The sequence below is a fragment of the Lacibacter sediminis genome (genome assembly GCF_014168535.1).
GTDB lineage: Bacteria > Bacteroidota > Bacteroidia > Chitinophagales > Chitinophagaceae > Lacibacter > Lacibacter sediminis.
This window is the reverse complement of record NZ_CP060007.1, coordinates 2,784,434-2,804,843: the sequence shown is the minus strand read 5'-3', so window position 1 is coordinate 2,804,843 and position 20,410 is coordinate 2,784,434. Positions and strand designations below refer to the sequence as shown.

Below are 20,410 nucleotides of genomic sequence, written 5' to 3'. Positions count from 1 at the left end.
CAGTTTCTAATCTTTTGTTAACGGAACGCCTCTTAACAAACTGTTGTAAAATGAAACGGCGATTGCATTGCAATCGCCGTTAAACACATTACTCATCATTCATTACTCACTGTCCAAACAACTCCGGCTGAGCATTTGGATCTTCCTTCACCCATTCCATTTCAATACTCTTGTTGAAGTCTGTAAGCTTTGCCCCCACTGCTTTCCAGCCCATGACTTCTGCAACCTTCGCCAGTTTTATTTTTGCACTACGCACTTGTGTGCCCTTACCACTTTTAACAGACAACACCGGTTCTTCATCAGTCGTAACAGCTTCGAGATAATTCTTCGCTCCTTCTTTGATAAAGAAAAATTTATTCTTTAATGTGGTGGTTTCAATTTTGAAACGCTTCACATTATACTGCAGTTTATCATTGTCTAAATACACAGCAGTGATGATGCGTTCTGGCCTGAAGAGCTCGATCAACAGAATATTTTCCGGATCGAACTTCTGGGTCATTTCCTGGTCGGTAATTTCGTAGTTGCCATCTTTGTAGATAACCAGCACACGATCTTCAGGTTCAAACTTGCCAAGGTACTCTCCTTTCTCTTCTGTGTTTAAACGCCCAAACTTATCATCGAACCACATTTTCTTTCCGCTTAATGTAGCTCGGCCCTTTTCTTTAAACTTCACACTCTTGATGGGATACTTGGTTACCTGGTTACCCATGCTACTACGACCTTTAATATCGAGTTCTTCAAAATAGAAATCAAACTCTTTAATACGTGCAGTACAATTCGGGCTCAGCAATATTTTCACCACCTCTGCTTCACCATTTGGATTCACGGTGAAGTAATGCACTTTGCTTTTATCATCGCCTCTTGTAAGATCGTATTCCTTATCTCTTGTAATACCGGTAACGTTAAAACGTTTTGCATAACTCACACCGCCTTTGCCATCGGCATAGATCATGTTGTAGGTAGTACGCTCATCATTTTTCTGAAACACGGCTGCATGAATAATGTCTTTACCGATGTAAGCTTTATCACTCACCTTCACCACTTTCATTAAACCACGTTTGGTAAATACAATGATGTCATCAAAGTCGGAACAATCGCAAATGAATTCATCTTTCTTCAGCGATGTACCAACAAAACCATCTTCACGATTCATGTAAAGTTTGGTGTTGGCAATGGCTACTTGTTTTATTTGAATAACTTCAAAAGGCTTGATCTCTGTTTTACGCTCACGACCCTTGCCATATTTCTTCAACAGGTTTTCGTAATAAGCTACTGCATAATCAACCAGGTTTTCCAAATCGTGTTTCACCTGCTTAATGTCTGCTTCTAATCCTTTGATCTGTTGATTCAGTTCATCAATATCCAAACGATAGATACGACGTACAGGCTTTTCCGTCAGCTTCAGAATATCTTCTCTCGTAATATCTCTGCGGAGTTGTTTTTTAAATGGAACGAATGCTTTGTCTATTGCGACAATCACTTTATCCCATGTTTCATGTTTCTTCTCGAGTTCTTTGTAGATCTGTTCTTCGAAGAATATTTTTTCCAGCGAAGTGTAATGCCATTTCTCCTGCAATTCGCCAAGTTTTATCTCGAGTTCTTTCTTCAGCAACTCTTTTGTTTGCTCAGCAGAATATTTCAGCAGATCTGTTACGGTGAGGAACTGCGGTTTGTTATCAACAATTACGCATGCATTGGGTGAAATCGAAACTTCACAATCGGTAAATGCATACAACGCATCAATGGTAATGTCAGGTGAAATACCCGGTGCAAGATCAACCTGTATCTCTACTTCTGCAGCGGTATTATCTGTTACTTTCTTAATTTTTATTTTGCCCTGGTCGTTTGCTTTTACAATGCTTTCCATCAAACTTGTTGTGGTTACACCGTAAGGCACATCTTTGATGAGCAATGTTTTCTTATCAAGCTCTTCAATCAATGCACGCACACGCACTTTGCCGCCACGTTTACCATCATTGTAATTTGCTGCATCGATCATGCCGCCCGTTTGAAAATCGGGTAACAGTTCAAAACGTTTTCCACGCAATGCTTTGATGGACGCTTCAATTAACTCGCAAAAGTTATGTGGAAGAATTTTTGTTGACAGACCAACGGCAATACCATCTGCACCTTGTGCCAATAACAACGGAAATTTCATCGGCAATACCACAGGCTCGTTCTTACGACCATCGTAGCTCAATTGCCATTCGGTTGTTTTGTTGTTAAAGGCAACATCCAATGCAAATTTCGACAAACGTGCTTCAATGTAACGTGCAGCAGCTGCATCATCACCTGTACGCACATCGCCCCAGTTACCTTGTGTATCGATCAACAGATCTTTCTGTCCAAGATTTACCAATGCATCACCAATACTTGCATCACCATGCGGATGGTATTGCATCGCCTGCCCAATAATGTTCGCCACTTTGTTGAAACGACCATCATCCATTTCTTTCATGGCGTGAAGAATACGACGTTGCACAGGCTTTAAACCATCTTCCATTGCCGGTACGGCACGTTCAAGAATTACATACGATGCGTAATCGAGAAACCAGTTTTTATACTGTCCCTGTACACCGCCTTCATTGTCGAAAACACTTTCTTTCTTTTTAGCAGCACTCATAATTTATTTCTTTCCTATTTCTCCTAAATGCGTATACTTAAATCCATTTTCATATTTCAGACCATAACCAGCAACACGATCCATTGATGCATGTCCTAACAAAATAACACCTGTAAAAAACAATTCATCAATATTTGCATACACCCCGGTGATCAATAACAGCACTGCAATCCCTTTATGATGAAAGATGTTATAACTCCAGGCACCAACTTTATCACCAGCTAAATAGCCAAGCATACTGATATCCGGACCAAGCAACAAAACCGGGTACACCCACCACGCTGCATCAAACAGGTATAACGTGTATAAACATGCAAGAAACATTGCGAATTCTTCCAGTTTCAGTATTGCTTTCATCTTATCAGATGTTAGTTTCTATCATAATATTCCAACACATCTTCTGATTCCTTTTGTTCTCTTTAAATCACTGTTCAGACGGTTGTGTCGCTTCAAACAACTGCCCCGATTTTTTCTTCAGCTCAAAATCTTTCATGTTCTTCAATTCACCCTGCACATCATACATGTCAGTTGCAACCAATTGTTTTAAACGCCACAGCAAATACATATCGCCGGTTGTCTGTTTATTCTTGCTCAGGAACTGGTGAATGATCTTACTTGCTTTCTGCCAATCACCCGAAATAAAATTCTTAAGGTCTGCATCATAAAAATCATAATCCTTCTGTCCCAGTTTCTTTCCACCTTCCAGTAAACGGACACCTTTTTCTTCATTGCAGAGTTTTGTCCATTCATCCGGATCAACTTCAAACTCACTTGCTGTAACCAAACGTGCAAGTTTCTTTGCTTTTGTCATCTCTTTTGGCTGAATAGTGCTGATCCATTCAGGATAAAACAACTGTCCTTTCTCGTTAATGAACGGCAGGTTATTCAGGTACAAAATATAAATGCGGCCCTGGAAATCTTTCAACTGACTGATGAGCCAATAGTAACCGCTCACATCATGTTTGTTTTGTGCTGCCCAGATCCACACTTTCTCGTCTTCGTTAATTTGCAAACGCTCAATGATAAAGGCAACAAGTTTATTGTCATCTACATCACCTTCATCTATTTTCTTTTCAAGTTCGGTGCCGGTCAATACTTCTTTCCACCAGGCACGACGGGCAGCAATACCTTCTTCGGTATAAATATCCTTCAGTGGACCAACCGCATAATCATCTTCCACCTGCAGCACTTCGCCCTGCAATGTTTCATCCAGTTCTATTGCCTTTTGCAATACATCAATATCAGCTTCATTGAAAACAATATGTATCATAAAATCTAATTCTGTTTTGCCTGTATCAAATAATAAACACAAGTGGTGAAGAAATTACGAACAAACGGAATGGCTTTCACCAATCCAAACTGTTCTTTCGGTTTCCAGCCAAACTTGTATTCATAGATCGGGTTAATTAAAAAATGAGTATGGTTGATGACATTGTATCCTTTCTCGTTACAAATGCGCTCAAACCGCTCAATTGAAATTCCTGTTTCTTTTATCTCCAGCATTTCTTCCCAGTTCTCACCATTCGATTTCAATAGCCATTTGTAAATGGGCGTTGGCAACAAATGATAATAAGGCAACTTACTTAACCATTTACCTTTGTTGATCTGCTGATGACCGCCAAACGGCATATACCAGGGAGGAAAGCCAAAGAAGATCACACCATTTGTTGTCAAAAAACTTTTCATCCATTCTATCAATTTTGGCTGATCATGAATATGCTCAATAACATCCTTCAACACAATCACATCAAACGCACCACCAAAATCGGCTTCGGTTGCTTTGTAAATATCTTTTGAATGAAAGGTGACTTTGCCTTGCTGCAGTTCTTCCTTCATCCATTCTCTTGCATTCACTAACCGGCTTTCATCAAGTTCAATACCAACGCCTGTGCATCCTTTATCAATAAACGCTTTCAATACACCGCCTTCACCACAACCAATTTCCAACACACGCATACCCGGCTTTACAGTGAATGCTTTCTCAATAAAGGGCAACACATACCGTTCAGTATTTTGTATCTGTATATCGAAGTAACGTTTCCTGTCGGCGTGAAATTCAAACATTAGTTAAAGGGAATTATACAGTTTCTTCTACTTTATCTAATTCTACTTTCAGGTTATCGATAATGAACTCCTGTCTGTCCGGCGTATTCTTACCCATATAATATTCTAACACCTGTTGTATATGTGTTTCAGGTAACAACATCACCGGTTGCTTGCGCATTTCTGCACCAATGAAACGGCCAAACTCTTCCGGACTGATCTCACCCAAACCTTTAAAGCGTGTGATCTCCGGTTTATTTCCGAGTTTTTTTACAGCTGCCTGCTTCTCCCCTTCATCGTAACAATAAATCGTTTCCTGTTTATTACGTACACGGAACAACGGTGTTTCTAAAATAAACACATGCCCGTTCTTCACCAGGTCGGGGAAAAACTGCAGGAAGAATGTCATCAGCAATAAACGAATATGCATACCATCCACATCGGCATCGGTTGCAATGACGATGTTGTTGTAACGCAGGTCTTCATAATTATCTTCGATGTTCAAAGCATGTTGCAGGAGATTGAATTCTTCATTCTCATACACCACTTTCTTCGTTAGCCCATAACAGTTGAGCGGTTTACCACGCAAGCTAAACACGGCTTGTGTTTCCACATTGCGGCTCTTGGTTATACTTCCGCTCGCACTATCACCCTCGGTAATAAAGATGGTTGTTTCCTTTTGCTTCTCAATAATTTTATCCTTGTCCTTGCCTGTTGCTTCATCGTTGTAATGAAAACGACAGTCTCTTAATTTCTTATTGTGAAGATTGGCTTTCTTGGCACGTTCATTGGCGAGCTTTTTAATACCGGCCAGTTCTTTACGTTCTTTCTCGTTTTGCTCAATACGTTTTTTCAACGCTTCAGCAACCGACGGATTTTTGTGCAGGTAAAGATCAAGATCACGTGCAAGAAAATCGCCCACGAAATTCTTCATCGTTGGGCCGCCTTCATACACCACGCTGGAACCGAGTTTTGTTTTTGTCTGACTTTCGAATACCGGTTCCTGTACACGAACACTCACAGCAGCACAAATACTTCCACGTATATCGGCTGCATCATAATCTTTCTTATAAAAATCACGGATGGTTTTTACATAACCTTCACGGAAAGCTGCAAGATGTGTACCGCCTTGCGTGGTAAACTGTCCGTTTACAAATGAGTAATATTCTTCGCCGTATTGATTCTCGTGTGTAATAGCAACCTCAATATCCTCACCTTTCAGATGAATGATGGGATAACGCAGTTCATCTTCATTCGTTTTACGTTGCAACAGATCGAGCAATCCATTCTTCGATACATACTTTTTGCCATTGAAGTTGATCACCAATCCCGCATTCAAATAACAATAGTTCCAGAATTGGTTGTCAAGATACTCGTGTATGTAGTGATAGTTTTTAAAAACACTGTTATCGGGAATAAACGTTACTTCGGTACCGTTACCTTCCGTTGTTTTCTCTTCTTTATGTTCTTTGGTTAAAATACCTTTTTCAAATTCAGCAGTTTTTTGTTTGCCTTCACGAAACGCAGTTACTTTAAAATACTGGCTCAATGCGTTTACAGCTTTTGTACCCACACCATTCAAACCAACAGATTTCTGAAACACTTTGCTGTCGTACTTGGCACCGGTGTTGATCTTGCTCACCACATCCACCACTTTACCCAGCGGAATACCACGGCCATAGTCACGAATGGTCACTACGCCTTTTTCAATGGTTACATCCACCGCTTTACCGTAGCCCATGGTGTGTTCATCAATACAGTTATCCAACACCTCTTTTAACAACACGTAAATACCATCGTCGGCACTGCTGCCATCGCCCAGTTTACCAATGTACATTCCCGGACGGAGACGGATATGCTCCTGCCAGTCGAGGGTTTTAATCGAGCTCTCATCGTAATCGAACAGGTTCTTTTTTTCTTCGGCCATTGATCAGTTTATAATTTGTAGTTCTCGTTTTTGGTTACCGGCAGCAGTCTTTCAATCAGCTGCATGGGCGTCGCACTCTTGTACTTCAGTTCAACCGTGAGCTAAAGTCGGCCAATCGTACTTCTTCACCGGAACGGGCAAATATAACAAAACACACCTCCCCTGCCATTCCCTTATTTGTTCACAACCCTGTGAATAATTTTTGGCCTGTAACTGATTATTTCTCAATTTCGCATCACTAAAATCACAAGCATGGACAAAAAGATTTATACCCTCCTTACCATCTATATCGTTTACCTGGTAATTGCATTGTCAATGGTATTATCATCCGGTGCACAGAAAGTGCTCACCGCACTCATCTTTGGTGGTCTTGGTATATTCCTCTTTTTAGGCGCTTATCTTATTTGGGTGCTTAACCGCAAGCACGAAGAATAATTTTTACAGATTCAAATCATGTTTAGAAGCTGAAAACAGACGTTCAGCTACCTGTCTTGTTATGTTTTACCCATAGCTAACAAGTCACACTCGAGGCTATTTTCTATATTTACCAAATGAAAACATACTTATCCTCTATCCTTTTCATCGTGGCCATTAGTGCCAACGCTCAGCAACAACAGGAAGTTTATAAACTCGACAGTTGTTTACAATTCGGCGCAAATCCATTTGATGATATTTATGTGCGTGTGCAGCAAACGGCTAAGTGGAAAACAAAAAAGCCGAGCCTCGAATCACATATCGAAAAATTCTTCGACCAATACACCCAAAAGAAGGCAGGCGGAAAGATCACCATCAGCATACTTATCGATAAAACCGGGAAACCCTGCACTTACGAGGCACGCCCCAACAGCAATGTAAGGCCCGACTTTCAACAGCTCAGGATCTGGATGAACCAATATGACTGGGAGCCAGCCATCCAAAACGGTCAGCCTGTCCGGTCCATTAAGATCCTCCAGGTGAACTTTGAGGGCAAGAAGGTCTCAGTGGTTGAGCTGGACTAATCCAACCCATTGATTTTCAATAAACGTATTAATTTTTTGTAAAAAGAGCCTTTTCGGGTGATGTTGGGCTATCTCAATTCACGGAAATGATGCTACATTTGTTTCAACACTAACCTGGTACTACAACCCCCGATTCCCAACTCCAACTGCCCATTAAAATTCGCCAGAACAGTATTGTTGAAGATTTAAAATTTGTGAAGTATGTACACGTATGATTTGTTGGAAGCCGGTTGCAATTACCTCGTCCAGGAAAAAGAAGAAAATGCCCTGCAGTTGATCAAGGTGCATTTCAAGAGCGATCATGCACTTTGCATTTCCACTTACAGCGAAGGCGAAGAAATTGTGTGGAAGAAAAAAGATGCGCCTATTCACGATATCGTTGAATGTCTCGATGATAAAGCTGTTACCGCCTGGGAAAAATTATACTACAGTCAGGATGCTTATTATGAAGAAGATGACGAGGAATAAATAAGCATCAGGCAATTGGCAATAGGGAGAACAATTGCGTGTTGCTTATTGCCCATTTTACTTTCTTTACCATTCGATCAATGAAATTCCTAAACCAAGTGTGGTTTGGTTGTGGTTGTAATCGATCATGGTTTCGCCATAGCCAACAGAGTATTGAAAATGTCCTTTCATATTCCAGAGCAAGGAATACACTGCATCAAATTGCAGTCGTCCCCTGCCAATGTTACTTGATTTAAATGTTAATGGATGACTGTTGGTTAATGCCAGTTGCAATTTCTTCCAATTATAAATCATGTTCATTTCGTAACGTCCGATATAATTTACTATTTCCGGGTTCTCATCATCTTCATCCGGAATACGTATCCACGGCCGCAGGTAAATAATGAAGTTTTTCTTTTCAAGACCCGCAACAAAGATCACCCTGTTCCAACTGCGTGAAAGTGGTAAGGTGCGTCCATTGCTTTGGTGATTAAATACGACGCCAAGCATTCTTGTTTTTAATCCCAATAAATTGAAATTAGTAGCAAAGTTCAGCATCACTTCCGGCTCGTAATTTGTTTCACGAAATGATCTTGACAGTTTTGAATTGTACACCTGCCAATGCGATTTCTGTGTATAAGCGATCCACAGGTCACCTGTTTTACCAAAAATGCCTTGAGCGAGTTTTGTTTTAAAACTGAGTTGAAATTTAGCTTCATAATTATTGTAGTCAACTCTGAACGGTAAGGTGTAACCGGGTGTTTCACTAAATGGGCGTTCGTTGGGGTTGCTGCTCCATCGTCCTCCGGTAATATAAACAGGGCGGTAAGAAGTAATGGTGAATGTTTTTCGTTTGGTTGATGAATCAAGTTCCCACCTGTGGCTTATGCTTCTTGCTGAAGTAGGTTCGTTAGTATCGTAAACCTTCTGGGCAATAGTATTTTGCAGGTAAAGTATGCCTGTAAGTAAAGCAATAGATGTTTTAATCATAGCAGTTTAGTTATAGAGTGTTGGCACGAAAGCAAAATGGTTATAATCTGTCTTTCACAAACGTGATCTCAGTTTTCCCATGCGGTGTTGGATTACCTTCCGGACTGACATTTACAAAAACGATCTTGTCAATTCGTAGAATAGGTTCACGGGTAAGTTTGTTTCTCACTTCGCAACGCATGGTAAGTGATGTGTTGCCAAAGTGGGTGGCTAATATGCCGATCTCAATAATATCGCCTTGCCGTGGTGCAGAAATAAAGTTGATCTCAGAAATAAACTTGGTGACCACATGTGGATTCTCCAGTTGAATAACCGCATAGAGTGCTGCTTCTTCATCGATCCATTGCAGCAAACGCCCGCCAAATAAGGTGCTGTTGGGATTCAGGTCTTCGGGTTTCACCCATTTACGGGTGTGAAAGTTCATATTTGTTTCAGACATGTGTTTAAATTGATGTGCCTAAATTACAATCCCCGCTCCACATCCTTTCATTTCCGTTCAGCAAAAATTCGTTTCACTCTTTAAAGATGTTTTGTAACTTATAGTAACTAAATCTCCGGTTATGAAAAGAGTATTTATCATTACGTTGCTGCTGGCATTTGTAGCATTGGTTGCCATTGCCAACATCAACCGCAGAACTGGAATGAAATCAGAAAAACAAACAGAACAAAAAACTGAAAAGAAAAGAGAATGTAAACATTCCTGTTGGTTTTCCTGAGTATTACAATCCCGCTTTTAAGAAGCGGGATTGTTGTTTGTTGTAGTTTTTATTTCATGTTTTCAATAAAGGATAAACAATTATCAGGAATATTTATAATATTTACTAGGTTAACATAAACACTTCTAATGAGACAAGCACAGCAGCTTATAAAGGCACTACCAATTCTTCTAAGTCTTTTTGTTTTTTCCTGTAATAACGAAACCGAAAAAGCAGACACCAAAACAGACACTATAGCTGTTCCACCCACTTCTGCCGACGACCCTGCTCATTTTTGTTATGAGTTTATCAACAATCGGGATACTGTTATGTTAGAATTGGTTGTTGGCCCTGATGATATGGTTAGTGGTGATCTGCTTTACCAGCTTGCAGGCAAAGACCGCAACAAGGGAACCATAAAAGGTGTGCTGCATAACGATACTGTTCTTGCTGATTATACATTCATGTCTGAAGGAAAACAATCTGTTCGTGAACTTACTTTTCTGAAGAAAGACAGTTCACTTACTGAAGGTTATGCGGCTATGGAAGAGAAAGATGGTAAAATGCAATTCAAATCAGGTGTAATACCCAGCTATAATGGCCTGAAACTAATCCTAACAAATTGCAAAAACTAGATTCCACTCCTTCTTACTTTATGTAATGATATCTCTTTCATCATCTGCACAAAAACTTATGTTATGAAACAGACTTTTTTTGTTCTTTCAATCTCTATGTTACTGCTGCAGGCATTTTCCTGCAAGAGCAGTAAACCAACATCAACTACAGCACCAACAACTGAAACAAATCCTGTTGTGAATAATGCACCAACCGTAACCAGTGGCAGCGAGTTGCTGTATATGTATCGCTGGTATCTTTCCGAAGTTAATGGGAAGCCTGTTCGTTCAGAATCAGGAAGATCTGCACACCTGGTCTTTTCTCCCGGCCAGGTGAATACTGTTGCAGGTTTCACCGGTTGCAACCGTTTATCCGGAACATTCACGATCAATGGAAATTACGAGATCAAATTTTCACCATTGGCAGTAACAAAAATGGCCTGCCTGAATGATGATAAAACAGAAAGTCTGTTTTTGCCTGCTATTTCACAAACAAACAGGTGGCAGATTGAAAATAATGTGCTGAAATTTTTCAATGGTCAAACGGAAGTAGCAAAATTTACTGCCGTTGAAGCAACAACAAGTAAACTTGATGGTAACTGGGAACTGAATTATATCTCCGGTATCCGTATTGCATTTGATGGTTTGTATCCTGAGAAAAAACCTTTCATTCGTTTTGAATTAGGTCAATCAATGATCAGTGGAAATACAAGCTGTAATGGTTTCAGCAGCAAGTACACGATGAATGGAAACAGTATCAAGTTTGAACCGGGTATTTCTACCATGATGGCCTGTCCCGGCAATGGTGAAAAAACATTTACGTCTATGTTGCAGAAAGTGAACAAGTATGCATTAAGCGATGACAATACGCTCAATTTTCTGATCGATGATGTGGCAGTAATGCGCTTCGTCCGCAAGTAGTCAATTCACCAAACCAAACAATATGAACCTGAAAAAGCTAACTGCCTCTCTAATTGCTTGCCTGTTTTTGTTTTCAGAAAGCATGATTGCACAATCAAATGAAAAAAAACTTGTGATCCATTCAATTGCGGGATTTAATTCGCCACAATTGAGCGAGTTCAATAAAATTCTTGCAGCCGAAGGATTGCCACAGTTCCGTGATTTTTATTTTACACGTGGTGGCGGTTTTTATACCATCTTTCCAAAAGCACGACTTGCTTCACTGTTTAATTTTGCAACTTTCAGCGGCAATAAAAAAGATGGTGATCAAAGCAACTGGTTGCGTTCTACACAAGTAGGCACATCGCTGGGTTTTGTAGCAACACGTAATGAAAAGATGCAGGTAATTCCTTACGCCGGTCTGGTGTATTCCTTTTTCGGTGCACGTGTTTCAGGTGATGATGTAAGCAATACTTCCCTCGGTTCCTATTTTGGCGGAACTGCTAACCAATACCATGTTTCTTCTAATCAGTTTATGGGGCATGTGGGTTTACACGTAAGCAAAGTTGGTGTTGGCGATCAGCGTTTGCTGGAGAAAATTGTAATTGGATTCCGTGCCGGTTATTATATACCGTTAGGTAACAGCAAATGGAAATCAAACAACAATGCATTAACCGGCGGACCGAATATCAATCCCGGCGGTTTGTATGCTACATTCTTGTTAGGCTTGCAACAATAATCAAATCATCATTACCAAAAAACTACTTATGTTAAAGCAATTCCTTTTGTTGACTGTAATTATGTTGTGCTTTCATAACGCTGAAGCACAGTTGGCTCCCGGTTTTGATAAAGCAGAATATATTGAGCTCATGAAAGTATCGGCACGCACATCTGCTGAAGAGAATTATTATAAAAAAATTGCTGAACCGCAACGGTTTAAAATGTTGTACCAATCACCGGTTATTGGTTTGGAGAATTTATGGGATCTGTGGAACGATGGTAAGGGAACAGCTGTGCTCAGCATACGTGGTACAACAACCAATGCAACGAGTTGGCTGGCTAATTTTTATGCAGCCATGGTTCCTGCAAAAGGCCAACTGCAGTTATCAACCAATGATGTATTTGAATATGAACTTGCATCTAACCCAAAAGCTGCTGTGCATGTTGGCTGGTTAGTAAGCACCGCTTTTATTACAAGAGATATGATGCCGAAAATTGATTCAACCTACAAAAGCGGAACAAAAAACATGATCGTTGTGGGGCATAGCCAGGGCGGTGGTATTGCTTACCTTGTTACTGCTTATTTGTATAACCTGCAAAAAACAGGTAAGCTGCCTGCTGATATTCGATTTAAGACCTATTGCAGTGCAGGACCCAAACCAGGCAATCTTTATTTCGCTCATGAATATGAAGCTATGACACAGAACGGCTGGTCTTACAATGTGGTGAACGCTGCTGATTGGGTTCCTGAAGTACCCATTTCAATTCAAACATTATCCGATTTTAATTTATCTAACCCGTTTATACATGCAAAAGGGATCATTAAAAAGCAAAAGTTCCCAACGAGTCTTGCGTTGAAGTACATGTATAACCAGTTGAGTAAGCCGCCAAGCAAAGCACAAAAAAGATATCAGAAATATCTTGGCTCAATGACTTCGAAGACGGTGCAGAAAACATTGCCGGGCTTTGTTCCTCCTGCTTATTACGCCAGTAATCATTATGTACGCACAGGAAACATGATCGTATTGTTACCCGATGTTGATTATTTTAAACTATATCCTGAAAGCCAATCGGCAGATAATATGTTTCCGCATCATTTGCATCCGCAATACATGTATCTCGCAGAAAAGTTAAAGTAATTATTTTTTTATACTCTTCAGCACATCCACTGTTTTACGTTTAACAGTGGATGTTTTATTAAAGTTATAGCTGAGTGTAACACGATAGTTTCTTGTTTGTGTACGGTTATAACTTTCTAAATTGAAGTTGGGTCCGTAAGTAAACACCCTGTTCTGTTGCTGAATGAACGGATCGGTTGTATTAATGCTGATGATCACTTTCTTTTTAAACAGTTTGTATTGCGCACCAATGTTCATGGAGATATTGCTGCGAACTGTCCCTTGCGGATTTGCAAAGCGGTTAAATGAAAATGCACCGGTAAACGTCCACAGATCTGTTGGATTATAATTGGTACTGAAGTTGGAAGTAAATGAGCCTCCATCACGAAATTTGCGTACCTGTTTATCGAATGTTCCATACTTGTTGTACGTATAGCTTGCGCTGATATTACTTCTTAATTTACGACTGATGGTAAGTCCTGCCCATGTACTTGCTTCATACTCCTGGCGGTTGCTTACGTTATTCCATGTAACGGTTGTTTTTCCATCTGGTGCCAATGTTCGAATCTGGCTGAATACATCTTCCACTAAATTGTAACCCACACTCACATTAGCGAAGTATTTACTTTTTGTTTTACCTGCCACCATATCGAATGTATGTGATTGCGAAGGCAAGAGATCAGGATTGCCATAACGCAGATTGTATGGATCGCCGTAATCGATAGCAGGATTTAATTCGCCAATACCCGGCCTGCGCATGGTGCGACGATAAGCGAACGTCAGATTCATTCCATTCTTCCAGCTGCGGTTAAGATTAGCAAATGGAAGTATATTGAAGTAGCGATTGTATTCCGTCTTATTATCCCTGAATAGTTCAAACAGAAAATTCGTTTGTTCAAATGCAGAACCTGCTGTGAAAGAAAATCCCGGCTTAAAAATATGTTTCATTGAAACACGTGTGCTGATCACATCCTGATGAAACTTAAAGTTGTTACTCAACAGTTCGGCTTTCTGAAAAATATTCTCCGGCTTTTTCATGAAATCGGTTGTAAGCACAACATGACTGTTATTACGATAGTAAGCAACACCGGTTGATAAACTTGTTTTCTTATTGGCTGAAGGCCGGTCGTAGATAATATTGATGCTGTAGCCGTTTGATCGTGTATTATTTGTTTGGCGTTGTGTACTGTCTACTCCTGTTGGCGTATCATCAGCATTTAAAAACTGCTGGAAGAAGTTGCGTACACTTTCCGATTGCCCAAAGTTCAATGCATATACCATTCTTACAGATTCGCCGGGGCGTTTGGTTTTATGCTGATAACTCAGGTTGATGGATGGATTATAGTTTCGACCTTCTGATGCAACAGTTCGTTCACTCAACCTTGATATTTCATCGAAACGATTGATGTTCGTATAACGGTTAAAGCCGCTGTTATTTGTATTGCCTTGGTTGTACTGCGCCACAAAATTGAAACTGTTGCGTTTGTTGAGTTCATAATCAACATTCAATCGAAAACTGGGGCGAATACTTTTATTGAATGAATTGTTGATGATCTTTAACTGGTTACTTGAATCTTTATAAATATTGGTGCGGTTGCTATAACCTTCTGATTGAAATTCGTTGTACCCCACTCCTGCATTCAGATTAACAGCAAAACCCTGCTTTCTGTAATTGAAGTTGGTGCTGACGCCTGTTTGTCCACGTGACCCTGCATACAGATTTACTCTTGCACCAAAACCAACTCTCCCCTTTTTTGTAACGATATTAATGACGCCGCCTTGCTCATTTGCATACTGTGGCGGCGGATTGGTGAGTACTTCAATCTTTTCGATCATACTGCCCGGCATACTTTCAAGTAGGTCCTGCAATTGTTGGGCATTTAATTCAACAGGTTTATCATCGATCAATATTTTTGGTTCTTTTCCACGTACTGCTATTTTTCCATCGGCATCTGTTGTCACCAGTGGTGTTTGTTTCAACAGTTCGGTTGCAGTGCTGCCATTGCTCAATGCACTTTCGCCAACATTGAATGTGATGTTTCCATCTTTTGATTCGATCAGGGGCTTCTCCACAAAAATAATCACTTCGGCCAGTTCAACCGATTGGTTGTTTAGCGGAATATCATTCAAATTGAAATCCGCCCGGTCGTTGCGCAAATGAATACTGTCGATAATGAGGGGACGATAACCAACCGCGCTGATCCGAACACGGTAATAACCCAGCGACAGGTTGGAGAAATTGAAGCCTCCGTTCTTGTCGGTTAAAAAGAAGGATTGCTTTGTGGTATCTGAAAGGGAAATTGCCGCCACTGTTGCACCCATCACGGCTTTCTGGTTGCTCGTGTCGATCACCGTTCCAATGATCACCCTGTCTTTTTTAGCTTGTTGTGCTGAAAGATTGAAGAAACTAAAAACGCTGATAATCAGGAAAAGAAGAATCGATCTGGGATGCAAATAGTTCAATTTAAGGGTTAAAGTTAGTTTCAAAGCTTAGACGATAATAGGCTATTTCCACCAGCGGTCTCAATCGCTGTCAATCTGTCACGAAATAGAATTGTTTCACTAACTTTGCCTGCTCAATTTGCGAAAGACTATGATGGATTTGATGACTGATACCAAAGTTCACGATGAAAACAGACAAGGGGAAGCTTATGCCCCCTTTGCGAACGATCCCAATCACTACAAAAAGAAGTTTTATATCGAAAGTTATGGCTGCGCAATGAATTTCAGTGATAGTGAAATTGTGGCCAGTATTTTAAACGGTGCAGGTTACGGCGCTACACGTGATACGGAAGAAGCCGACCTGGTTCTGCTCAATACCTGTTCTATTCGTGAGAAAGCAGAACAAACCATCCGCAAGCGTTTAACAGAATTTAGAAAAGCTAAAATGCGCAAACCAGGTTTGCTGGTGGGTGTGTTGGGCTGTATGGCGGAGCGTTTGAAATCAAACTTACTGGAAGAAGAAAAACTGGTCGATATGGTGGTGGGGCCTGATGCCTACCGCACTCTGCCCGGTTTAATTGAAGAAGCTGAAGGGGGGCAGAAAGCAGTGAATGTGTTACTGAGCCGTGATGAAACCTATGCGGATATTTCGCCCGTTCGTTTGGAAAGTAATGGCGTGAGTGCATTCATCTCCATCATGCGTGGCTGTAATAACATGTGCAGTTTTTGCGTGGTTCCTTTTACACGTGGCCGTGAGCGCAGTCGTGATGCAAAATCAATTGTAGCAGAAGCACAAGACTTATTTGACCGTGGTTTCAGAGAAGTAACATTGCTCGGCCAGAATGTGGACAGCTATTATTTTGTGGATGAAAAAAGTAATGAGACGGTTTCATTCGCCATGCTTATGGAAAGAGTGGCATTGGTGTCGCCGCTGTTGCGTGTGCGTTTCTCAACATCACACCCGAAAGATATTACAGATGAGGTGCTGCATACAATAGCTAAATATGAAAATCTCTGCAACTATATACATCTTCCTGTGCAAAGTGGCAACACACGCATCTTACAATTGATGAACAGAACATACACACGTGAATGGTATATGAAGAAAGTGGACCGCATCAGGGAAATTATTCCTGACTGTGGGTTGAGTTCTGATATCATCACAGGTTTCTGTTCCGAAACAGAAGAAGAACACCAGGATACGTTGAGCATTATGGAGTACAGCCAATACGATTATGGGTATATGTATTTTTATAGTGAGCGCCCGGGTACGCTTGCAGCCAAACGATACAAAGATGATATTCCTGAAGATGTGAAAAGAAGACGTTTGCAGGAAATAGTAGATAAACAATATTTTTTATCGCTCGATAGTAACAAAAGAGATGTTGGTCAAACATATAAAGTGCTGATTGAAGGTAACAGTAAGAAAGATGAAAGCAGTTGGATGGGACGCAGTTCACAAAACAAAGTGATCGTATTCCCGAAAGAAAATTATGATTTAAAGAAAGGCGATTACGTAATGGTAAAGGTGCATGATTGTACAAAAGGCACATTGCTTGGTACAATTTCAAATCAATAACAATGGATCTACAAAGTATAAAAAACAGGTTTGGTATTATAGGTAATTCACCTTCACTCAATCATGCATTGAATGTGGCGGTGCAGGTTTCCGGTACAGATTTAACGGTACTCATTAATGGTGAAAGTGGTGTTGGTAAAGAAGTGTTTTCGCAGATCATTCATTCCTTATCAACCCGTAAACACAATCCGTTTATTGCGGTGAACTGTGGTGCTATTCCTGAAGGAACGATCGATTCAGAACTATTCGGTCATGAAAAAGGATCGTTCACCGGTGCTGTTGATGCAAGGAAGGGTTATTTCGAAACAGTGAATGGCGGTACAATTTTCTTAGATGAGATTGGTGAAATGCCATTGGGCACACAGGCACGTTTGCTGCGTGTGTTGGAAGCAGGTGAATTTATTCGTGTTGGTTCTTCCAAAGTACAGAAAACAGATGTGCGTGTAATTGCTGCTACCAACAAAGAGTTATTTGAGTTTACACAAAACAACAAGTTCAGGGAAGATCTTTATTACCGTTTAAATACTGTTCCTATTCGGGTGCCGTCATTGCGTGACCGTAAAGAAGACATTCCTCTCCTCTTCCGCAAATTCTCCGTTGATTTTGCTGAGCGTTACAAAACAACACCTGTGCAGTTGGAAGATGATGCGAAAAATCTGTTAATCAGTTATCCATTCCCCGGTAATGTGCGGGAATTGAAGAATATTGCAGAACAGATTTCCGTTCTTTCAACTAATAAAATTGTAACGGCAAAAGATCTTACACCTTTCTTACCTGAACGGAGTTTTAACCGCTTACCTGTTTTGGCGCATCAACCGGCAGCAGCAGGTAGTGGTACTGAGTTTGCCAATGAACGTGAAATTCTGTACAAGTTGTTTTTTGATATGAAGCGTGATGTAACTGAATTGAAGAAAATGTTCCTTGAAGTGTTGCAGCATGGCGGAGGATCGGTGCAAATGCCGGGCAATTTTTTTAATGATACAATGATGAATGATCATAAATCATTGGAAACATCGCAACCCATCATGAACAACAATGCTCCCACTCAACCGGTGATTATTGGTGGCAATGGTGATATTCATGATCATGTAGAGGTGGAAGAAAGTCTCAATATCATGGACAAGGAAAAAGAGTTGATCATTAAGGCACTGAAGAAACATAAAAGCAAACGTCGTGATGCAGCACTTGATCTCGGCATCAGTGAAAGAACACTTTACAGAAAACTGAAGGAGTATGATATTGAAGAACTCTGATAAAAATCCAAAGTACAAAGTACAAAGTACAAAGTACGGCACCCCGCAACTTGTAAAGCTTTATAAGTTGGCAACGATTTCGTACATCGTACTTCTTACATCGTATCTTCTTTCCTCCTGCTATTCCTTCAAAGATGTTTCTATTCCACCCGAAGTAAAAACGGTAAAAGTGAATTACATCGAGAACAGGGCAAGAATTGTAAATCCGAATTTAAGTCAGCGTTTAACAGATAAGCTTCGTCAGAAAATTGTGAATCAAACACGTTTGTCTCAAACAAACAGCGATGATGCACATTATGATATCAGCGGACAGATCACCGATTATTATGTAACTACTTCCGGTATATCCAATCAACAGGCTGCATCAAACCGGTTGAATGTAACTGTTCATCTCGTGTTTAAAAACAGGCTGGATGATAAGAAAAATTTTGAAGCTGATCTTACACGCAACTTCGATTTCTCTGCATCAAAATCACTATCCGCCGCGGAAGCAGAATTAACTGATCTGATTGTACAGAACATGACCGACGAAATTTTTAACCGCATTTTCTCCAACTGGTAATTTTTTCTATTACCTTGCCCCAATGATAAATGCAGATGTTTTGAATCGATTGCTGCAGCAACCAGGTTTGCTGAAAGAAACAACTGTGGCCGATCTGGAAATGATGGCTTATCAATACCCATGGTTTGGAACCGCACAACTGCTCCTTGCTGCAAAGCAAAAACAAACAGGATCACTTAATGCTGATAAACAGCTGCAGAAAGCAATGGTCTATTTCAACCAGCCTTTGTGGTCGGGCGCTCAACTCAATAAATTTATTGCAACGGAATCAACACCTGTTGTAGTCACATCGGAAGCGGACGCATTGATCGAAATTGATGAAACAGATGCATCATTAGATGCCGAAGCTATGGTTGAAGCAGAAGACATCTGTGATGTGAAAGATGTAAACGTAGTTACAGACGCTGTACTTGATGCGGAGTATGTGTTGCAGGCTGAGGCCGATAAAGAAGCAGATCAATTTATAAAGGAGCTCGACATAGAAGAACAGGCCGAAGCAATGATTGAAGCAGATGCTCAACGTGAAGTGGCTGATTTCATGACGAATGCTGATGCAGAACTGGCAGCCGAGGCAACAATTGGTTCAGATTTTGCAAAAGAAGAATTAATGAATGCACAAAAGCCTGGGCCGGTTGGAGAAAAGCCCGTGTTTACGTTTGAGCCTTTTCATACCGTTGATTATTTTGCTTCCCAGGGAATTAAACTACGGGAAGAGAAACTTGAGAACGATCAACTGGGTAAACAGGTAAAAAGTTTTACGCAGTGGCTCCGTTCCATGAAAAAGATCTACGTGGAAGAGAAAAAAGAATTAGACGTAACAGAAGAAAAAGAAGTGGTTTCTATAGCAAAAGAAAGCAATCAGCAAACCGAAGTGGTTACCGAAACCATGGCCGAAGTGCTGGTGAAACAGGGTAAAAAGGCGCAAGCCATTGATTTGTACCGCAAATTAAGTTTGCTGCATCCCGAAAAAAGCGTTTATTTTGCCTCCCGAATTGACGAATTAAAACAATAAACAATGATTTGGTTATTTATCATACTGGTAGTTTTGGCCAGTGCATTATTAGGATTTGTAGTGTTGGTTCAAAACCCCAAAGGTGGCGGTTTAAGTGGCTCTGTTGCCGGTTTCAGCAACCAGTTTATGGGTGTTAAACAAACAACAGATGTGCTGGAAAAAGGTACCTGGTTGTTTGCAGCCATCATTGGTATTCTTTGCCTGGTGTCTTCACTGTTTATTTCAGATACCACCGGTTCTACCGGTTCAGGTAACCTGGAAAAAGCAACCAATCAGCCTGTACAAACTGCTCCTGCACAAAATGCGCCGCAGCAAGTGCCAGCTCCTGCTCCTGCAAAGTAATCAGTTAAAATATTTTCTGAAACCCCGACCATTGCGTCGGGGTTTTTGTTTTATTTTGAATCCGGGTGTTGTGCAATGATCAACTGCATTGGCAAGTTTATCCTGAGTGAAGTAGAAGGGCACACTGCATCATTTGTAATCTTAT

At 40.6% G+C, this 20,410-nt stretch carries 21 protein-coding genes; 13 read left to right on the top strand and 8 right to left on the bottom strand.

From position 1 onward, the window contains the following. Nucleotides 1–106: 106 nt before the first annotated feature. From H4075_RS11835 to H4075_RS11815, 5 genes are all read right to left on the bottom strand, one after another. Nucleotides 107–2,623: a DNA gyrase/topoisomerase IV subunit A gene (locus H4075_RS11835; RefSeq protein ID WP_182801053.1), complete on the bottom strand. Its 2,517-nt coding sequence runs from the start codon at nt 2,621–2,623 to the stop codon at nt 107–109. A 3-nt stretch (nt 2,624–2,626) separates the two neighbouring features. Beyond that, nucleotides 2,627–2,980: a DUF4260 domain-containing protein gene (locus H4075_RS11830; RefSeq protein ID WP_182801052.1), complete on the bottom strand. Its 354-nt coding sequence runs from the start codon at nt 2,978–2,980 to the stop codon at nt 2,627–2,629. Nucleotides 2,981–3,047: 67 nt separating this feature from the next. Next, complete coding sequence (locus H4075_RS11825; RefSeq protein WP_182801051.1) at nt 3,048–3,893, bottom strand: DUF1835 domain-containing protein; 846 nt, start codon at nt 3,891–3,893, stop codon at nt 3,048–3,050. 5 nt (nt 3,894–3,898) lie between these two features. After that, nucleotides 3,899–4,687: a class I SAM-dependent methyltransferase gene (locus H4075_RS11820; RefSeq protein ID WP_182801050.1), complete on the bottom strand. Its 789-nt coding sequence runs from the start codon at nt 4,685–4,687 to the stop codon at nt 3,899–3,901. A 13-nt stretch (nt 4,688–4,700) separates the two neighbouring features. Further along, nucleotides 4,701–6,593, bottom strand: coding sequence for a DNA topoisomerase IV subunit B (locus H4075_RS11815; RefSeq protein WP_182801049.1), 1,893 nt, complete (start codon nt 6,591–6,593; stop codon nt 4,701–4,703). 252 nt (nt 6,594–6,845) lie between these two features. Between H4075_RS11815 and H4075_RS11810 the strand changes: the two genes are divergently transcribed. The 3 genes from H4075_RS11810 (at nt 6,846) to H4075_RS11800 (ending at nt 8,059) form a co-directional block, all read left to right on the top strand. After that, nucleotides 6,846–7,028 (top strand): hypothetical protein, encoded by a 183-nt coding sequence (locus H4075_RS11810; protein WP_182801048.1) that lies wholly within the window; start codon nt 6,846–6,848, stop codon nt 7,026–7,028. 116 nt (nt 7,029–7,144) lie between these two features. Continuing rightward, nucleotides 7,145–7,591: an energy transducer TonB gene (locus H4075_RS11805; protein ID WP_182801047.1), complete on the top strand. Its 447-nt coding sequence runs from the start codon at nt 7,145–7,147 to the stop codon at nt 7,589–7,591. 201 nt (nt 7,592–7,792) lie between these two features. Then, the gene (locus H4075_RS11800; RefSeq protein ID WP_182801046.1) at nt 7,793–8,059 is read left to right on the top strand and encodes a hypothetical protein; all 267 of its coding nucleotides are present in this window, start codon (nt 7,793–7,795) and stop codon (nt 8,057–8,059) included. A 66-nt stretch (nt 8,060–8,125) separates the two neighbouring features. On the opposite strand, the gene H4075_RS11795 is transcribed toward H4075_RS11800, so the two are convergent. Together H4075_RS11795 and H4075_RS11790 are read right to left on the bottom strand one after the other, a co-directional pair. Further along, nucleotides 8,126–9,028 (bottom strand): phospholipase A, encoded by a 903-nt coding sequence (locus H4075_RS11795; RefSeq protein WP_182801045.1) that lies wholly within the window; start codon nt 9,026–9,028, stop codon nt 8,126–8,128. A gap of 40 nt (nt 9,029–9,068) precedes the next feature. Further along, entirely contained in the window at nt 9,069–9,467 is a 399-nt protein-coding gene (locus H4075_RS11790; protein ID WP_255460178.1) for an acyl-CoA thioesterase, read from the bottom strand. A gap of 121 nt (nt 9,468–9,588) precedes the next feature. Here H4075_RS11790 and H4075_RS11785 point away from each other — a divergent pair, with 121 nt between their 5' ends. The 5 genes from H4075_RS11785 (at nt 9,589) to H4075_RS11765 (ending at nt 13,096) form a co-directional block, all read left to right on the top strand. Continuing rightward, complete coding sequence (locus H4075_RS11785; protein WP_182801044.1) at nt 9,589–9,744, top strand: hypothetical protein; 156 nt, start codon at nt 9,589–9,591, stop codon at nt 9,742–9,744. Nucleotides 9,745–9,872: 128 nt separating this feature from the next. After that, nucleotides 9,873–10,358: a hypothetical protein gene (locus tag H4075_RS11780; RefSeq protein ID WP_182801043.1), complete on the top strand. Its 486-nt coding sequence runs from the start codon at nt 9,873–9,875 to the stop codon at nt 10,356–10,358. A 63-nt stretch (nt 10,359–10,421) separates the two neighbouring features. Next, a complete protein-coding gene (locus H4075_RS21620) occupies nt 10,422–11,258 on the top strand; it encodes an META domain-containing protein (RefSeq protein WP_220494744.1) in 837 nt (278 codons plus the stop codon). 22 nt (nt 11,259–11,280) lie between these two features. Continuing rightward, complete coding sequence (locus H4075_RS11770) at nt 11,281–11,976, top strand: hypothetical protein (RefSeq protein ID WP_182801042.1); 696 nt, start codon at nt 11,281–11,283, stop codon at nt 11,974–11,976. A 28-nt stretch (nt 11,977–12,004) separates the two neighbouring features. After that, nucleotides 12,005–13,096, top strand: a complete 1,092-nt coding sequence (locus tag H4075_RS11765) for a lipase family protein (protein ID WP_182801041.1) — start codon at nt 12,005–12,007, stop codon at nt 13,094–13,096. Here H4075_RS11765 and H4075_RS11760 read toward each other — a convergent pair whose 3' ends face one another. After that, nucleotides 13,097–15,529: an outer membrane beta-barrel family protein gene (locus H4075_RS11760; RefSeq protein WP_182801040.1), complete on the bottom strand. Its 2,433-nt coding sequence runs from the start codon at nt 15,527–15,529 to the stop codon at nt 13,097–13,099. Nucleotides 15,530–15,668: 139 nt separating this feature from the next. Here H4075_RS11760 and miaB point away from each other — a divergent pair, with 139 nt between their 5' ends. From miaB to secG, 5 genes are read left to right on the top strand one after another with little or no spacing between them, the layout of a single operon-like run. After that, nucleotides 15,669–17,096, top strand: a complete 1,428-nt coding sequence (miaB, locus tag H4075_RS11755; protein ID WP_182801039.1) for a tRNA (N6-isopentenyl adenosine(37)-C2)-methylthiotransferase MiaB — start codon at nt 15,669–15,671, stop codon at nt 17,094–17,096. Between the two features lie 2 nt (nt 17,097–17,098). Next, complete coding sequence (locus H4075_RS11750) at nt 17,099–18,349, top strand: sigma-54 interaction domain-containing protein (RefSeq protein ID WP_182801038.1); 1,251 nt, start codon at nt 17,099–17,101, stop codon at nt 18,347–18,349. After that, nucleotides 18,330–18,911, top strand: coding sequence for an LptE family protein (locus H4075_RS11745; RefSeq protein ID WP_182801037.1), 582 nt, complete (start codon nt 18,330–18,332; stop codon nt 18,909–18,911). Before H4075_RS11750 ends, H4075_RS11745 begins: the two co-directional genes overlap by 20 nt. Nucleotides 18,912–18,933: 22 nt before the next feature. After that, a complete protein-coding gene (locus tag H4075_RS11740; protein WP_182801036.1) occupies nt 18,934–19,923 on the top strand; it encodes a hypothetical protein in 990 nt (329 codons plus the stop codon). Between the two features lie 3 nt (nt 19,924–19,926). Next, on the top strand, nt 19,927–20,265 hold the full coding sequence (secG, locus tag H4075_RS11735) for a preprotein translocase subunit SecG (RefSeq protein WP_182801035.1): 339 nt from the start codon (nt 19,927–19,929) through the stop codon (nt 20,263–20,265). The last annotated feature ends 145 nt before the right edge of the window (nt 20,266–20,410 follow it).

Excerpts from the sequence above, each read along its gene's own strand:
- H4075_RS11835 (WP_182801053.1), bottom strand. The coding sequence starts at position 2,623 with ATGAGTGCTGCTAAAAAGAAAGAAAGTGTTTTCGACAATGAAGGCGGT.
- H4075_RS11830 (WP_182801052.1), bottom strand. The coding sequence starts at position 2,980 with ATGAAAGCAATACTGAAACTGGAAGAATTCGCAATGTTTCTTGCATGT.
- H4075_RS11825 (WP_182801051.1), bottom strand. The coding sequence starts at position 3,893 with ATGATACATATTGTTTTCAATGAAGCTGATATTGATGTATTGCAAAAG.
- H4075_RS11820 (WP_182801050.1), bottom strand. The coding sequence starts at position 4,687 with ATGTTTGAATTTCACGCCGACAGGAAACGTTACTTCGATATACAGATA.
- H4075_RS11815 (WP_182801049.1), bottom strand. The coding sequence starts at position 6,593 with ATGGCCGAAGAAAAAAAGAACCTGTTCGATTACGATGAGAGCTCGATT.
- H4075_RS11810 (WP_182801048.1), top strand. The coding sequence starts at position 6,846 with ATGGACAAAAAGATTTATACCCTCCTTACCATCTATATCGTTTACCTG.
- H4075_RS11805 (WP_182801047.1), top strand. The coding sequence starts at position 7,145 with ATGAAAACATACTTATCCTCTATCCTTTTCATCGTGGCCATTAGTGCC.
- H4075_RS11800 (WP_182801046.1), top strand. The coding sequence starts at position 7,793 with ATGTACACGTATGATTTGTTGGAAGCCGGTTGCAATTACCTCGTCCAG.
- H4075_RS11795 (WP_182801045.1), bottom strand. The coding sequence starts at position 9,028 with ATGATTAAAACATCTATTGCTTTACTTACAGGCATACTTTACCTGCAA.
- H4075_RS11790 (WP_255460178.1), bottom strand. The coding sequence starts at position 9,467 with ATGTCTGAAACAAATATGAACTTTCACACCCGTAAATGGGTGAAACCC.
- H4075_RS11785 (WP_182801044.1), top strand. The coding sequence starts at position 9,589 with ATGAAAAGAGTATTTATCATTACGTTGCTGCTGGCATTTGTAGCATTG.
- H4075_RS11780 (WP_182801043.1), top strand. The coding sequence starts at position 9,873 with ATGAGACAAGCACAGCAGCTTATAAAGGCACTACCAATTCTTCTAAGT.
- H4075_RS21620 (WP_220494744.1), top strand. The coding sequence starts at position 10,422 with ATGAAACAGACTTTTTTTGTTCTTTCAATCTCTATGTTACTGCTGCAG.
- H4075_RS11770 (WP_182801042.1), top strand. The coding sequence starts at position 11,281 with ATGAACCTGAAAAAGCTAACTGCCTCTCTAATTGCTTGCCTGTTTTTG.
- H4075_RS11765 (WP_182801041.1), top strand. The coding sequence starts at position 12,005 with ATGTTAAAGCAATTCCTTTTGTTGACTGTAATTATGTTGTGCTTTCAT.
- miaB (WP_182801039.1), top strand. The coding sequence starts at position 15,669 with ATGATGGATTTGATGACTGATACCAAAGTTCACGATGAAAACAGACAA.
- H4075_RS11750 (WP_182801038.1), top strand. The coding sequence starts at position 17,099 with ATGGATCTACAAAGTATAAAAAACAGGTTTGGTATTATAGGTAATTCA.
- H4075_RS11745 (WP_182801037.1), top strand. The coding sequence starts at position 18,330 with ATGATATTGAAGAACTCTGATAAAAATCCAAAGTACAAAGTACAAAGT.
- H4075_RS11740 (WP_182801036.1), top strand. The coding sequence starts at position 18,934 with ATGATAAATGCAGATGTTTTGAATCGATTGCTGCAGCAACCAGGTTTG.
- secG (WP_182801035.1), top strand. The coding sequence starts at position 19,927 with ATGATTTGGTTATTTATCATACTGGTAGTTTTGGCCAGTGCATTATTA.